The organism is Streptomyces sp. NPDC059477, from assembly GCF_042749375.1.
Taxonomy (GTDB): domain Bacteria; phylum Actinomycetota; class Actinomycetes; order Streptomycetales; family Streptomycetaceae; genus Streptomyces.
Genome location: NZ_JBHYUG010000034.1, coordinates 28,681 through 42,394, shown reverse-complemented (window position 1 = coordinate 42,394; position 13,714 = coordinate 28,681). Strand labels below are relative to the sequence as shown.

General features: G+C 71.9%; 13 protein-coding genes. 6 read left to right on the top strand and 7 right to left on the bottom strand.

Annotated features, from left to right (window positions below; translation table 11 throughout):
- Positions 1-127: 127 nt before the first annotated feature.
- Positions 128-769 (top strand): DUF6758 family protein, encoded by a 642-nt coding sequence (locus ACFXAZ_RS19000; RefSeq protein WP_384592061.1) that lies wholly within the window; start codon positions 128-130, stop codon positions 767-769.
- 164 nt (positions 770-933) lie between these two features.
- Positions 934-1,782 carry a PHP domain-containing protein gene (locus ACFXAZ_RS18995; protein WP_384592058.1) on the top strand — a complete coding sequence of 283 codons (849 nt, stop codon included), beginning with the start codon at positions 934-936 and terminating at the stop codon, positions 1,780-1,782.
- An 80-nt stretch (positions 1,783-1,862) separates the two neighbouring features.
- On the opposite strand, the gene ACFXAZ_RS18990 is transcribed toward ACFXAZ_RS18995, so the two are convergent.
- The gene (locus tag ACFXAZ_RS18990) at positions 1,863-2,015 is read right to left on the bottom strand and encodes a hypothetical protein (protein WP_129801357.1); all 153 of its coding nucleotides are present in this window, start codon (positions 2,013-2,015) and stop codon (positions 1,863-1,865) included.
- 158 nt (positions 2,016-2,173) lie between these two features.
- On the opposite strand from ACFXAZ_RS18990, the gene ACFXAZ_RS18985 reads away from it, so the two are divergent.
- Positions 2,174-3,079: an NYN domain-containing protein gene (locus ACFXAZ_RS18985; protein WP_384592164.1), complete on the top strand. Its 906-nt coding sequence runs from the start codon at positions 2,174-2,176 to the stop codon at positions 3,077-3,079.
- Between the two features lie 8 nt (positions 3,080-3,087).
- Here the strand turns inward: ACFXAZ_RS18985 and ACFXAZ_RS18980 are convergent, their stop codons facing one another.
- Together ACFXAZ_RS18980 and ACFXAZ_RS18975 are read right to left on the bottom strand one after the other, a co-directional pair.
- Complete coding sequence (locus tag ACFXAZ_RS18980; RefSeq protein WP_384592055.1) at positions 3,088-4,014, bottom strand: alpha/beta fold hydrolase; 927 nt, start codon at positions 4,012-4,014, stop codon at positions 3,088-3,090.
- A 174-nt stretch (positions 4,015-4,188) separates the two neighbouring features.
- The gene (locus ACFXAZ_RS18975; RefSeq protein ID WP_384592052.1) at positions 4,189-6,672 is read right to left on the bottom strand and encodes a DEAD/DEAH box helicase; all 2,484 of its coding nucleotides are present in this window, start codon (positions 6,670-6,672) and stop codon (positions 4,189-4,191) included.
- Between the two features lie 580 nt (positions 6,673-7,252).
- Between ACFXAZ_RS18975 and ACFXAZ_RS18970 the strand changes: the two genes are divergently transcribed.
- Positions 7,253-8,050, top strand: a complete 798-nt coding sequence (locus ACFXAZ_RS18970) for a ferritin-like fold-containing protein (protein WP_384592049.1) — start codon at positions 7,253-7,255, stop codon at positions 8,048-8,050.
- 87 nt (positions 8,051-8,137) lie between these two features.
- Here the strand turns inward: ACFXAZ_RS18970 and ACFXAZ_RS18965 are convergent, their stop codons facing one another.
- From ACFXAZ_RS18965 to ACFXAZ_RS18950, 4 genes are all read right to left on the bottom strand, one after another.
- Positions 8,138-8,407, bottom strand: coding sequence for a hypothetical protein (locus tag ACFXAZ_RS18965; protein ID WP_384592046.1), 270 nt, complete (start codon positions 8,405-8,407; stop codon positions 8,138-8,140).
- Positions 8,408-8,729: 322 nt separating this feature from the next.
- Complete coding sequence (locus ACFXAZ_RS18960; protein ID WP_382684966.1) at positions 8,730-8,957, bottom strand: DUF3107 domain-containing protein; 228 nt, start codon at positions 8,955-8,957, stop codon at positions 8,730-8,732.
- A 151-nt stretch (positions 8,958-9,108) separates the two neighbouring features.
- Positions 9,109-9,756, bottom strand: a complete 648-nt coding sequence (locus ACFXAZ_RS18955) for a TetR/AcrR family transcriptional regulator (protein WP_384592043.1) — start codon at positions 9,754-9,756, stop codon at positions 9,109-9,111.
- 298 nt (positions 9,757-10,054) lie between these two features.
- Complete coding sequence (locus tag ACFXAZ_RS18950; protein WP_384592040.1) at positions 10,055-10,279, bottom strand: hypothetical protein; 225 nt, start codon at positions 10,277-10,279, stop codon at positions 10,055-10,057.
- Between the two features lie 245 nt (positions 10,280-10,524).
- Here ACFXAZ_RS18950 and ACFXAZ_RS18945 point away from each other — a divergent pair, with 245 nt between their 5' ends.
- Entirely contained in the window at positions 10,525-11,559 is a 1,035-nt protein-coding gene (locus ACFXAZ_RS18945; protein ID WP_384592037.1) for an alpha/beta fold hydrolase, read from the top strand.
- Positions 11,560-11,721: 162 nt separating this feature from the next.
- Complete coding sequence (locus tag ACFXAZ_RS18940; protein WP_384592034.1) at positions 11,722-13,386, top strand: DUF3152 domain-containing protein; 1,665 nt, start codon at positions 11,722-11,724, stop codon at positions 13,384-13,386.
- Positions 13,387-13,714: the final 328 nt, after the last annotated feature.

The window sequence follows — 13,714 nt, the reverse complement described above, 5'->3', positions numbered from 1 at the left end:
GACGTACGTCCCGCGCCGGTCCCGCCGCCGGGAGCCCGCTCCGCGCGAAGGCCGGAGGGGACACCCGGCGGAGCGGACGGGTGATCGTCCTTGACGGGACGGGACCTGGGTAGCACCGTGGGGCTCTATGAGGGGCGAACCCAGTTGCCCGAAGTGCGGTGGCCGGGTCAGGGCTCCCGGTCTCTTCGCCGACTCCTGGCAGTGCGCTGTCCACGGCGCGGTCCATCCGGTACAGCCCGTGGTCCCGCCCAGCGTCGACTCCATCGCCGTCGTCGTGCACCACACCCAGGTGCCGGTCTGGATGCCCTGGCCGCTGCCCGTGGGCTGGCTGTTCACCGGCATCGCGTACGCGGGCGACGACCGCACCGGGGGCCGGGCCACCGCCGTGGCCTGCTCCGGGCCCGGCCCGCTCGGCGGGACGAGCGAGCTGATCCTGATCGCCGAGGAGATCGGTGTCGGCCTCGGCGCGCGCTACGCCGGGATCGACGGACCGGATCCGGGCCCGTACATGACCGTCGAGAAACCCGCCGAGGCGAAGGTGCTGGCGGTGGGGCGGCCGACGCCCCTGTGGCATGTCTCCGGCACCCCGGGCGACCGGGCCGTCTTCGCGGGCGAGGCCGGGGGGCTGTGGCTGTGGGCGGTGGTGTGGCCCGAGCAGGCGGGGCTGCTGATGTACGAGGAACTGGTGCTGACGGATCTGCGGGACGCGGGGGCGGAGATCGAGCTGCTGCCCTGCGGCGCGTTGTCGCGGCGCTTGCTTCAGCCGTAGCGCCTACCGGGGTGGGGGCGGGGGAGGCGCGCGGGTGCGGGTTCGTGGGGGCTGGGCGCGCGGTTCCCCGCGCCCCTTTCGGGGCGCTGGTGTCCGGGGCGTTGAAGGGGTGCGGATAGTCTGGGGGGCGTTCCTGGTCGTCTGTTCGTGGTGGGGGTCCGTCCGTGCGTATCGATCTGCACACCCACTCCACCGCCTCCGACGGGACGGACAGCCCCGCCGAGCTGGTGCGCAAGGCCGCCGCTGCCGGGCTGGACGTGGTCGCGCTGACCGATCACGACACCACGCGGGGGCACGCCGAGGCCGTCGCCGCGGTGCCGCGGGGGCTCACGCTGGTCACCGGGGCCGAGCTGTCCTGCCGTATCGATGGCATCAGCATGCACATGCTGGCCTACCTCTTCGACGCCGGGGAACCCGCGCTGCTCGCCGAGCGGGAGCTGGTGCGTGACGACCGGGTGCCCCGCGCCAAGGGCATGATCGCCAAGCTGAACGCGCTCGGGGTGCCCGTCACCTGGGAACAGGTCGAGCGGATCGCCGGGAACGGCTCCGTGGGCCGGCCGCACCTCGCGACCGCGCTGGTCGAGCTGGGTGTCGTACCGAGTGTGGACGGCGCCTTCACCAAGGACTGGCTGGCCGATGGCGGGCGGGCCCACATGGACAAGCACGAGACCGACCCGTTCGAGGCGATCCGGCTGGTCAAGGCCGCGGGCGGGGTCACCGTCTTCGCCCATCCGGGAGCCGGCAAGCGCGGCCGTACGGTGCCGGAGGCGGCGATCGGCGAGCTGGCCGCCGCCGGGCTGGACGGGATCGAGGTCGATCACATGGACCACGACCCCGGCACCCGGACACGGCTGCGCGGGCTCGCCGGGGAACTCGGGCTGCTGGTCACCGGGTCCAGCGACTACCACGGCAGCCGCAAGACCTGTGTGCTGGGCGAGCACACCACCGACCCCGAGGTGTACGGGGAGATCGTCCGGCGCGCGACCGGCGCGTCCCCGGTGACGGGGGCCTGAGCCTTCCGCTGGTGTACGACACAGGGCCCCGTACGGGTTTCCGTACAGGGCCCTGAAGCTTCGTAAGCAGTGATCCGTTGTTATGAGGCCGAGGTGTCGGCCGGGCGGATCCACAATCGCTGCCCGATGGCGGCGGCCTGCTGAACGATCCGGTTGACGGAGGCGGCGTCCACGACGGTGGTGTCGACAGGTGTGCCGTCCACATCGTCGAGGCGCATGATCTCGAAGCGCATGGGCTTCTCCCTTCGTGTTCCATTCGTAGTCAACAGTCTGGTTGTTACAAACATTCCCTACGCTAAAGAAAACTTTCGAACGCCTAATTACCGTGAGGTAAGAGGATGTACGGAGACTGATCGGGACCGGTTGTGTTCGTAGCGTGACGGCCGGGACAATGGAATGGATGAACGAAGACCTGGCGGCACTGTCCGCCCGCATCGACCGCACCAACGAGCTGTTGCAGCGCATGCTCGCCGAGGTGGCCAAGACACCCTCGACCCATGCGATCTTCGTCGACGCGGGCTATCTCTACGCCGCCGCCGGCCGGCTGATCGCCGGGACGGAGGACCGCCGCGCCTTCGACCTCGACCCCGAGGGACTGATCGAGGCGCTCATCGACAAGGCCCGGCAGATCTTCGCCGACAGCAGACTGCTGCGGGTGTACTGGTACGACGGCGCCCGGCGCCGCATCCACACCGCCGAACAGCAGGTCATCGCCGAACTGCCCGACGTCAAGGTCCGCCTCGGCAACCTCAACGCCAACAACCAGCAGAAGGGCGTCGACTCCCTGATCCGTACCGATCTCGAATCCCTCGCCCGGCACCGCGCGGTCAGCGACGCGGCCCTGCTCGGCGGTGACGAGGACCTGGTGTCGGCCGTCGAGGCGGCGCAGGGGTACGGCGCCCGGGTGCATCTGTGGGGCATCGAGGCCCCCGAGGGCCGCAACCAGGCCGAGCCGCTGCTCTGGGAGGTCGACAGCCAGCGCACCCTCGACCTCGACTTCTTCAAGCCGTACGTCAGCCGGCGCACCGCCGCCGCCTACGAGTCGGCCGGCGCGACCCGGCCCGGCCGCGAGGACGTACGGTTCGTCGGCGCCCAGATCGCCGCCAAATGGCTGGCGTCACGGGGGCGGGAGGCGCTGGTGGAACTGCTGCCCGGCCACCCCTATCTGCCCGGCTCGGTCGATCAGGACCTGCTGGTCGAGGCGGAGGGGATTTTGCAGTACTCGCTGCGCGGCCAGGCGGATCTGCGGCGGGCGCTGCGGGACGGGTTCTGGGAGCACCTGCGGACGCTGTACTGAGACTTTTCTCAGGGGGCCGGCTGTTTCCGTCGGGCGGGCGGGGCCTGGATCGTGTCCCAGAAGTCGGCGATGGCCTCGGCGGTCGGGAGCGGCCGGTCCACGTTCGGTGAGTGATCGGAGTCCGCGACGACCGTGCGGCGGGCGTGCAGGCGTACGGCCATCTCGTCCAGCAGCGGCAGCGGCCAGGTGTCGTCGCTCGCGCCGGACAGCACATGGACGGGGAGCGCGACGGCGGCCAGTTCGCCGACCCGGTCCGGCTCGGTGCACAGCTGACGGCCGGTGGCGATCAACTGGGCCGGCTTGTTGCGCAGCCAGCGGTGGCGCAGATGCTCCTGACCGCCCGTGCCGACGGCCGGACCGCCGACGTCCTCGGGGGCGCCCATCGACTCGATCGCGTCCCAGACCTCGGCCATCGACATCACCGCGAGCGCGTCCCGCAGCAGCTTGACGCGCTCCTGCTGGGGCTGCGAGATCTGGGCGGGGCCGGATGACAGGAGGGTGAGGGAGCGGAAAGGGACCTCGGTGGGGGACACCGGCGTGGTGTCGGCGTCGAGCAGGACGGCCGCGCGGGCGATCTGGCCGCCCAGGGAGTGGCCGAAGAGATGCAGGGGGGTGCCCAGGGCCGCCGCCTGGGCGAGGACGTCCTTCGCCAACTCCGGCTGGGCGTACGCCGATTCGTCGTCCTGTGGGCCATCCGACTCGTACTGGCCCCGGCCGTCCACGGCGACCGTACGGTAGCCGCGCGCCGCGAGCGGTTCGTGCAGCAGCCGGAAGTCCTCCTTGCTGCCCGTGAACCCCGGCAGCAGCAGCGCCGCCCCTCGGGGCTCGACGCCGGGCGCCACGGGATGGTCCACGACGGCGAAGTCCCCACGGGCGGTGCGCAGGGGGTAGGCGCGGGCGGCGGGCGGCGGGGTCAGGGTCGGGGGTCGGCTCACGGGGTGAGGGTAACCGGCGGGGCGGCGGACGGCGGCCCGGAGGCGGGGAAACGGCGGCGGGCCGGAGGTGGGGATACGGCGGCGGCCCGGTCCCTCGGGTGAGGGGCCGGGCCGCCGGGTGGAGCGGGGTGATGCGGGTTGGCCTGGTGATGCGGGTGGTGCGGGTGGGGCTGGTCAGCTGTCCGTGGGCTCGGCGGCTGCCGTCGCCTTGCGGGTGCGGCGGACCTTGGGCTTCGGCTCGGCGTCGGCCTCCACGGCCACGGCCTTGCGCGTACGCCGCGGCTTGGCCTCGGCCTCCTCGGCGGTGGCCTGCGCCGGGATCGTGGCGGTGGCCTTCTTGCGGGTGGCCCGCTTGGGCTTGACCTCGGCGGCTTCGGCCTCGGGGGCCTCCACAGCCGTTTCCGTGGCCGTTTCCGTGGTGGCTACGGCCTTGGCGGTGGTGGTCTTGCGGGTGCGGCGCGGCTTGGGGGCCGCTTCCGTGCCCTCCGCCGTGTCGACCGCGGCCTCGGCCGCCTTCTTGCGGGTGCGCTTCGGCTTGGCCTCGGCCTCGGTGGTGTCCGGGGTCTCCGCGGCAACGGGCGCGGCGGCGGCCTTCTTGCGGGTCCGCTTGGGCTTGGCCTCGACGCCTTCGGCGGTGTCGAGAGCGGCCTCGGCGGTGACCTCGGGGGCGGCGGTGGCCTTCTTGCGGGTGGCCCGCTTGGGCTTGACCTCGGCGGCTTCGGCCTCCGGGGCCTCCACAGCCGTTTCCGTGGCCGTTTCCGTGGTGGCTACGGCCTTGGTGGCCGTGGTCTTGCGGGTGCGGCGCGGCTTGGGCGCTGCCTCCGTGGCCTCCGCCGTGTCGACGGCGGTCTCCGCCGCCTCGGTCACCTCTGCCACCGCTTTCACCTCGGTCGCCGGGGCGATCGCGGTGGTCTTGCGGGTGCGGCGGCGCGGCTTGGTCTCCGTGGCCTCGGCCGTGTCGAGCGCGGTCCCGGCGGGCTCGGCCGGGGCCTGCGGCTCGGCCGGGGTCTCGGTGACCACTGTCTCCGCGACCGGTGCGGTCGTCGCCTCCGCCGACTTGCGGGTGCGGCGGCGGCGCGGCTTCGCCGCGGACTCCGGGTCGGTCTGGGGTGCCTGGGGCACCTCGGGCGTCCGGGGCTCGACGAGTGTGGTCGGACCCTCCGCCGTCGTCACGGACGTCACCGCGGCGGCGGCCTGCTCGGTCGGCGTCAGCGCCGGGGCCGAGGTCTGGGCCGCCACGGCTCCGTTGCGGGTACGGCGACGGCGGCGCGGCGTGCGCGTGCCGGTGCCGGACTCCTGCTCGGCGGGGGCGGGGGCGGCGGCCGGCTGCTGGGCGGGGCCGGACTCCAGGTCCGTACCCCCACGGGTACGGCGGCGGCTGCGCGGGGCGCGGGACGGGCGCTCGCGCTCCCGCTCGGGGCGGGACTCGGTGCCGCGACCGCCACGGCCGCGCGGACCGCGGCCACCCGGCTCGCCCAGGTCCTCCAGCTGCTCGGCGTCGAGCCCGGCGCGGGTCCGCTCCGAACGCGGCAGGACACCCTTGGTGCCCGCCGGGATGTTCAGCTCGGTGAACAGGTGCGGGGAGGTGGAGTACGTCTCCACCGGATCGCCCAGGTTCAGGTCCAGCGCCTTGTTGATGAGCTGCCAGCGCGGGATGTCGTCCCAGTCGACCAGCGTGATCGCCGTACCGGAGGCGCCCGCGCGGCCGGTGCGGCCGATGCGGTGCAGGTAGGTCTTCTCGTCCTCGGGCGTCTGGTAGTTGATGACGTGCGTCACACCCTCGACGTCGATGCCGCGGGCGGCGACGTCCGTGCAGACGAGGACGTCCACCTTGCCGTTGCGGAACGCGCGCAGCGCCTGCTCACGGGCGCCCTGGCCGAGGTCGCCGTGGACCGCGCCGGAGGCGAAGCCGCGCTGCTTGAGCTGGTCGGCGAGGTCGGCCGCGGTGCGCTTGGTGCGGCAGAAGACCATGACCAGGCCCCGGCCCTGCGCCTGGAGTATCCGCGCGACCAGCTCGGGCTTGTCCATGTTGTGCGCGCGGTAGACGAACTGCGCGGTGTTCGCGACCGTCGCGCCCTCGTCGTCCGGCGCGGTGGCGCTGATGTGCGTGGGCTGCGTCATGTACCGGCGGGCCAGGCCGATCACCGCGCCCGGCATGGTCGCCGAGAACAGCATGGTCTGGCGCCGGGCCGGAAGCATGTTGATGATCTTCTCGACGTCGGGCAGGAAGCCCAGGTCGAGCATCTCGTCGGCCTCGTCCAGGACCAGGGACCTGACGTGCTTGAGGTCGAGCTTCTTCTGGCCCGCGAGGTCGAGCAGCCGGCCGGGCGTGCCGACGACGACGTCGACACCCTTGCGCAGGGCCTCGACCTGGGGCTCGTAGGCACGACCGCCGTAGATCGCGGTGACGCGCACATTGCGCACCTTGCCCGCGGTCAGCAGATCGTTGGTGACCTGGGTGCACAGCTCACGGGTCGGGACGACGACCAGTGCCTGCGGGGCGTCGGTGAGCAGATCGGGGGTGGCGCGTCCGGCCTCCACGTCGGCGGGGACGGTGACGCGCTCAAGGAGCGGCAGGCCGAAACCGAGCGTCTTGCCGGTGCCGGTCTTGGCCTGTCCGATGACGTCCGTGCCGGAGAGGGCGACGGGGAGGGTCATCTCCTGGATGGGGAACGGGGAAACGATGCCGACTGCCTCAAGGGCCTCAGCGGTCTCGGGAAGGATCCCGAGCTCTCGGAACGTAGTCAGGGTTTTGCCTCTTCTGTGTGCGCGGTGCGAGGCGAGCGCGGGGGTCGTGCTTGACCATGCCGGGGGACGTCGGCTGCCGTACGGCGAGCCGTAGGGCACGGGACCTCTGCCGACGCTCTAGCGCTCGTACCGCTGAGGGTTCCCTCCGATCGTCGTACGCGGGAACGCGTACGGTCAGGGAGAGCTGTCGGGTCGGAGCCGATCGGGCCACCGACCGGGCATCCTCATACGTGCGGCCCGTCGAGCGAGGACGTCGTATGACGGCTGGATACTCAGCAGGCGCATTACCACCATACCCCGGAATGGCGCACACGTGATGGCCGATTCGGTCACGTTGCCGTCGTCACATTCACCCGGGCGTTCACAGGGGGGTGATGCGGTGGTGGTGCGAGAGGCGTGCGTCGGGGCCTTCGTACGGGGGTTTCCGCGTGTTCTCACCATGGCTGGCCAGGGGGTTCCGTCATGCGAGGAGCGGGCTATTGTGCGCTGCATGACCTCCGCTGACAAGTCCGATCACGTCTCCGACACTGTCCCCGATTCCTCCCGGGCCGCCTCCTCCGGTGATCCGTCCGCGGGTGCCGCCGGGCACACCGGGGTCGCCGCCCAGGACTGGACGGCCGCCGTCGCCGCCGCGCCGCAGTACCGGGCCGCGGTCGTGGATCTGCTGGGCGCGCTCGCGTACGGGGAGCTGGCGGCGTTCGAGCGGCTCGCCGAGGACGCCAAGCTGGCGCCGACGCTGGCGGACAAGGCGGAGCTGGCGAAGATGGCGTCGGCCGAGTTCCACCACTTCGAGCGGCTGCGGGACCGGCTGACGGAGATCGGCGCGGAGCCGACGGAGGCCATGGAGCCGTTCGTCGCCGCGCTCGACGGCTTCCACCGTCAGACCGCGCCCTCGGACTGGCTGGAGGGGCTGGTCAAGGCGTACGTCGGTGATTCGATCGCCAGTGACTTCTACCGCGAGGTCGCCGTCCGGCTGGACTCCGACACCCGGCAGCTGGTGCTGGCCGTGCTGGACGACACCGGGCACGCGAGCTTCGCCGTGGAGAAGGTGCGGGCCGCGATCGACGCCGAGCCGCGGGTCGGCGGGCGGCTCGCGCTGTGGGCGCGGCGGCTGATGGGGGAGGCGCTGTCGCAGTCCCAGCGGGTGGTCGCCGAGCGGGACGCGCTGTCGACCATGCTGGTGGGCGGGGTGGCGGACGGCTTCGACCTCGCGGAGGTGGGGCGGATGTTCTCGCGGATCACCGAGGCGCACACCAAGCGGATGGCGGCGTTGGGGCTGGCTGCGTAGGGGGGGCGGCTCGGTGGTGTATCGACCCTTCGCTGCGCCCGAGCCGTGCCGGTCCTACGTCGGTCCTACACCTGTCCTACGTCGGTCCTACGCCGGTGCCGAGCGGCGGCGGAGTCTGCCCGTCGGGCGGAGCAGCAGGGAGACGGACGCCGTCGAGACGATCACCGAGCCGGTCAGGATCAGCAGGAGGCTGCCCGTCTCCAGGGCGCTGTGCGTGACGAAGGCGCCGAAGAGGGAGCCGGCCACGCCGGTCGACAGGACCACGCGGCGGGCGGGCAGACGGTGCGGGAGCCGGCTCATGGCCGCCCACGCGAGGGCCAGACCGAGCACCGCGGAACTGATCGCTTCCAAGACCATGTCGGGGTTCCTCCCACCCGGCCGTGCTGCCCTAAACGGTCGTAGCCCGTCTTACCCCTGACCTGCGGAATGCAATCCTCCTCTGTGGACGAACTGTGGCAGGGATGTGGAGGCGCAGGTGGGGCGGGCGAGAAGCTGAAAGAACGTCAAAGGCCGGTGGATCCGCAGGTACTCGACCGCGGGCCCACCGGCCCATTGATGTTCGTCGGGCCCGCCGGCCCTGGTGTGCGTAGTGGCGGGTTGGTGACGCGCGTACCGGCGTGCCCAATGGCGTGCGTAGTGGCGCGCGTACTGGCGTGCCCAACGGCGTGCGTGGTGGCGGCTACAGCGCGCCGAAGCCCACCTTGCGCGGGGCCGCCTCGCCGATCTCGACGTACGCGAGTCGGTCGGCCGGGATGAGGAGCTTGCGGCCGTGCTCGTCCACGAGGCTCAGCAGCCGAGCCTTGCCCTCCAGCGCCTCGGCGACCACACGCTCGACCTCCTCGGCGGTCTGACCGCTCTCCAGAACGATCTCGCGGGGCGCGTGCTGCACGCCGATCTTGACCTCCACGGCTATGTCCCTCCGACGGTCAGAAATGTGCGCGACCTTCCGCGCCGTACGCAGCACACATTAGCCCGGTGAGGGGACCCGTACGCTCCGCCCTGCCACGCCAGGAGCGAACAGGGGGTGGGAACAAAAGGCCGGGGCCGGTATCGGCGGCTCAGTGCTGGGGCTGGTCGCTGCCGTGCAGCGGGAAGCCGGCGATGCCGCGCCAGGCCAGCGAGGTGAGGAGCTGGACCGCCTGGTCGCGCGGGACGCTGCGGTCGCTGTGCAGCCAGGAGCGGGCCACCACCTGGGCGAGCCCGCCGAGGCCGGAGGCCAGCAGCATCGACTCCGCCCGGGAGAGGCCGGTGTCCTCGGCGATGACGTCGCAGATGGCCTCGGCGCATTCGTTGGTGACCTTGTCGACGCGCTCGCGCACGGCCGGCTCATTGGTCAGGTCCGACTCGAAGACCAGCCGGAAGGCGCCGCCCTCGTCCTCGACGTACGCGAAATAGGCGTCCATGGTCGCCCGGACCCGCTGCTTGTTGTCGCTGGTCGACGCGAGCGCGTTGCGCACGGCCTGGATGAGGGATTCGCAGTGCTGGTCCAGCAGGGCGAGGTAGAGGTCGAGCTTGCCGGGGAAGTGCTGGTAGAGGACCGGTTTGCTGACCCCGGCGCGCTCGGCGATGTCATCCATCGCCGCCGCGTGGTAACCCTGCGCCACGAAGACTTCCTGTGCGGCGCCCAGCAGCTGGTTCCGTCGTGCGCGGCGCGGCAGGCGAGTGCCCCGCGGGCGCGCCGCCTCTGTCTGCTCGATGGCTGTCACGCCGCCTCCCAAAATCGTCCATATGCGGTGTGCCGCCGCGCGGCCATCGTACTTTTCGGTAACCGTGGTGTGCGCGGTGCGAGCGCAGAATTTCACGGACCGGACGGTCTTGAAAGCCGTGCGTATGGGCTTGAACACGGTCCGGGCGGGTGAAAGCGGGCGGGGTGGCGCGCGGTCCACAGGACATCGACAGGCGCCTGGCGGTGGCGTCCCGTGCCGTCCGTCGGGTCCCGTTCTGCCCCGTTCTATTCCGTCCCGTTCGGTTCCGTCCCGTTCGGTTCCGGTCGGTTCGGTTCCGTCAGCGGTAGTCGTCCTCGTCCAGGGAGACCACGCGGGCCTGCTCGGCCAGGTCCCCCTCGTCCGCCTCTTCGGTGGTCGCGCCGGTCAGCGGATCGTCGCGGTCCTGGGCGAGCGTGGCGTGCTGCTCGGCGGTGTCGGCGTCCGGGGCCTCGACGTCGTACTCCACTCCGTTCTGCGCGTCCTCGTCGACGAACGTCTCGGGGTCGGTGGGATCGACGGCCATGGCGGGCTCCCTTCCACCTATGAGCCTAGGAGACAGCTTCTCCGGACGCTATGCGGTCCGCGTCCGGCGGAATGCGGATCGCGGGAGGGCGGGTCCGGGAGAGTGGATCGCGGGAGGGCGGGTCCGGGAGGGCGGGTCCGGGAGGGTCGGTTCGGGAGGGTGGGTTCGGGAGGGTGGATCGGGGCGGGTGGATTTGTGAGGGCGAACACATGAGCCCGTACGTGATCGTCTCGTAACATTGCCGCATGTCTTCGACCGAGTTGCCGTCCATGTCGGCCAACGTGCTTCCGAAGGTGGCACCCGTCAGGGTCGCGGACGGTGAGCGGCTGCGGTCGGTGCGACTGCCGGGGATCTCGCTGACGGTCCGTTCGAGGCCGGGGCGGCGCGAGGGGCTGCCGCCCGCGCTGTACGTGCATGGACTGGGCGGTTCCTCACAGAACTGGTCGGCGCTGATGGAGCTGATCGACGACACGGTGGAGGGCGAGGCGCTCGATCTGCCGGGATTCGGGGACTCCCCGCCGCCGGACGACGGGGACTACTCGGTGACCGGGCACGCCCGCGCGGTCATCCGCCATCTCGACGCCGCCGCCCGCGGCCCCGTCCATCTCTTCGGCAACTCGCTCGGCGGAGCGGTCACCACCCGAGTGGCCGCCGTGCGCCCGGATCTCGTCCGTACGCTGACGCTGATCTCGCCCGCGCTGCCGGAATTGCGTGTCCAGCGCACGGCGGTGCCCACCGCGCTGCTCGCCCTGCCCGGTGTGGTCGGGCTGTTCACCCGTTTCACCAAGGGCTGGACCGCCGAACAGCGGGTCCGCGGGGTGACGTCGCTGTGCTACGGCGATCCCGGACGCGTCTCGTCCGAGGGGTTCCGGCACGCCGTGGACGAGATGGAACGACGGCTCCAACTGCCGTATTTCTGGGACGCGATGGCGCGCTCCGCGCGCGGTATCGTCGACGCGTACACGCTCGGCGGCCAGCACGGGCTCTGGCGGCAGGCCGAACGGGTCCTCGCGCCGACGCTGCTCGTCTACGGCGGCCGGGATCAGCTCGTCGGTTTCCGGATGGCCCAGAAGGCGGCCCGCGCCTTCCGCGATTCCCGGCTGCTGTCGCTGCCGGACGCCGGGCATGTGGCGATGATGGAGTATCCGGAGACGGTGGCCACGGCGTTTCGCGAACTGCTTCGGGATGTCGCCGCGGAAACGGGTACGGATGCGAGGTCCGTCGCCGAGGGCTCGGAGGCCGTGGAGGGCGTTCAGGTCTCGGAGGGTGCTGAGACCTAGATCCGGACCTGGACGTAGCGGACAGGCGGCGGACAAGCGGAAGACAGGCAGCGGACAAGCAGAAGACAGCAGAAGTAGCAGACAGTAGTAGACGTAGACGTAGACATCGATGACGGAAGCCCGGTCAGTGACGCAGACGAACACAGGGAGCTGAGGCGCGACGTGGGACGCCACAGTCGCCGTGGGCCCGCCCCCAAGGGGGACGCCGCGGACACCGGGAGCCGTCGCCGGGGGGCGGGGGCCGAGTCGGCGCGCGGTTCCTCCGGTGCGGCGCGGGCCGAGGGGTCGGCCGGGTCGGCCGCCGTGCCCGGAACGGGGTATCGGGGCCCGAGTTTTTCTGACGGGACGTCCGCTGCCGGGGCATCAGGGCCGGGGATGCCCGGGACCGGTGGGCCGAGGCTCGCTGACGGTACGCCGGCGCACGGGTTCCCGAGGATGCCCGACGGCACCCCGGCGCACGGATTTCCCCGGCTGCCGGACGGCACGCCCGCGCACGGATTCCCGCGCCTGCCCGACGGCACGCCGGCGCACGGCGCGAACCCGTTGCCGGACGGCACGCCCGCGCGCGGCACGTCGCCGGTGCGGGGCGGGCACCCCGAGCAGCACGAGACCGGGGGCGGCTGGGGCGAGTTCCGGGGGCGGGGGACCGGTGGCGGTACCTCCGCGGGTCCTGGTGGCGGCGGCATACCGCGACAGCGGCCGACGCCGGCGGTGGGACCCCGGCAGGATTACGTCGAGGCCTTTGACGGTGGGTCCCAGGGTGCGTCCGGCGGCGCTCCCGGTAGTGCCTTCGAAGGTGCACGCGAAGGTTCCTTCGAAGGTGCATTCGATGGTGCATTCGATGGTGACGAGAACGTCCTCGTCTCCCGGCAGCAGGGCCGCCCCGACGACCCGTACGCCTCCGTCACCGAGTGGGAGGCGGAGCCGCGCGGGCGGGTCGGGCTGCTCACCGACCCCCGGCAGCCGGACGAGGACGCGCCGCCGGTCGGCGTGCCCGAGCGGGCCAAGGGCGGCAAGGGGCGGACCTTCACCGGGATCGCGGCCCTCGCGGTGACGACCGTGCTGGCCGTGGTGGTCGCCGGGCAGGTGCGCGACGGCGGCGTGGACACCTCCGTACAGTCGCGGTCCGCCGCCGAGCAGGCGCGGGAGGACGGGGACGGGGCCGCGCTCGGGGACGGGCGGCCGACGGCGTCCGAGTCGCCGAGCCCGGTGCCGCTGACGTACGAGCAGAAGATGTCGAAGATCTACCCGCTGAGCGCGTCGCTGGCCGGACCGGGGACCTTCGAGGCGATCGAGGGGATCGAGCAGGCGCCGGGCACGGGGGAGCAGTACACCTACCGGGTCGATGTCGAGGAGGGGCTCGGGCTCGACGCCGAGCTGTTCGCGGAGGCCGTGCACCGGACGCTGAACGACGAGCGGAGCTGGGCGCACGACGGCGGTCGTACGTTTGAGCGGGTCCACTCCGGTTCGGTGGACTTCGTGATCACGCTCGCCAGCCCGGGCACCACCGCCGACTGGTGTGCCCAGTCCGGGCTGGACACGACCATCGACAATGTCTCCTGCGACTCCGCCTCCACCGAGCGGGTGATGATCAACGCGTATCGCTGGGCGCAGGGGGCGGAGACGTACGGCGACGACGAGATCCTCGCCTACCGGCAGATGCTGATCAATCACGAGGTCGGCCACCGGCTCGGCTACACCCATGTGACCTGCGACAGCGACGGCGATCTCGCGCCGGTCATGCAGCAGCAGACGAAGTTCCTGGAGTACGACGGGGTGCGCTGTCTGCCCAATCCGTGGCCGTATCCCGGCGACGCCGGGAGATGACGCGAGACCGCGGGAGGCGGCGGGAGGCAGGCCGGGCGATCGGCCGGGCGGTGGCGGATCGGTGCCGGGAGCGGCCCGCCGAGTCGGCTGCTGGGTCGGCCCGGTCGGTGGGGCGTCCGCGCGTGCGAGGGGTAGTCGAATGATCGCCTAGCGCGATCGAACGCGATCCGCACGGGAAAGTTACGACCGTTCACCCCTTTTGGTGGGGCGCTGGGAAAACCTCCGGAGCGCCCCCCCCCGGGCCGCAAACGGTCGTGCCGCGGCGAGCCGCAGGGGGACGGGCGGCGACCCCCACGTGCCAGTATATTATAAAAAAAAGAAGCGGACG

Bases quoted from the DNA above. Each gene is read 5' to 3' on its own strand.
- ACFXAZ_RS18985 (WP_384592164.1), top strand. From the start codon at position 2,174: ATGGAATGGATGAACGAAGACCTGGCGGCACTGTCCGCCCGCATCGAC.
- ACFXAZ_RS18965 (WP_384592046.1), bottom strand. From the start codon at position 8,407: ATGGTCTTGGAAGCGATCAGTTCCGCGGTGCTCGGTCTGGCCCTCGCG.
- ACFXAZ_RS18945 (WP_384592037.1), top strand. From the start codon at position 10,525: ATGTCTTCGACCGAGTTGCCGTCCATGTCGGCCAACGTGCTTCCGAAG.
- ACFXAZ_RS18975 (WP_384592052.1), bottom strand. From the start codon at position 6,672: ATGACCCTCCCCGTCGCCCTCTCCGGCACGGACGTCATCGGACAGGCC.
- ACFXAZ_RS18990 (WP_129801357.1), bottom strand. From the start codon at position 2,015: ATGCGCTTCGAGATCATGCGCCTCGACGATGTGGACGGCACACCTGTC.
- ACFXAZ_RS18950 (WP_384592040.1), bottom strand. From the start codon at position 10,279: ATGGCCGTCGATCCCACCGACCCCGAGACGTTCGTCGACGAGGACGCG.
- ACFXAZ_RS19000 (WP_384592061.1), top strand. From the start codon at position 128: ATGAGGGGCGAACCCAGTTGCCCGAAGTGCGGTGGCCGGGTCAGGGCT.
- ACFXAZ_RS18970 (WP_384592049.1), top strand. From the start codon at position 7,253: ATGACCTCCGCTGACAAGTCCGATCACGTCTCCGACACTGTCCCCGAT.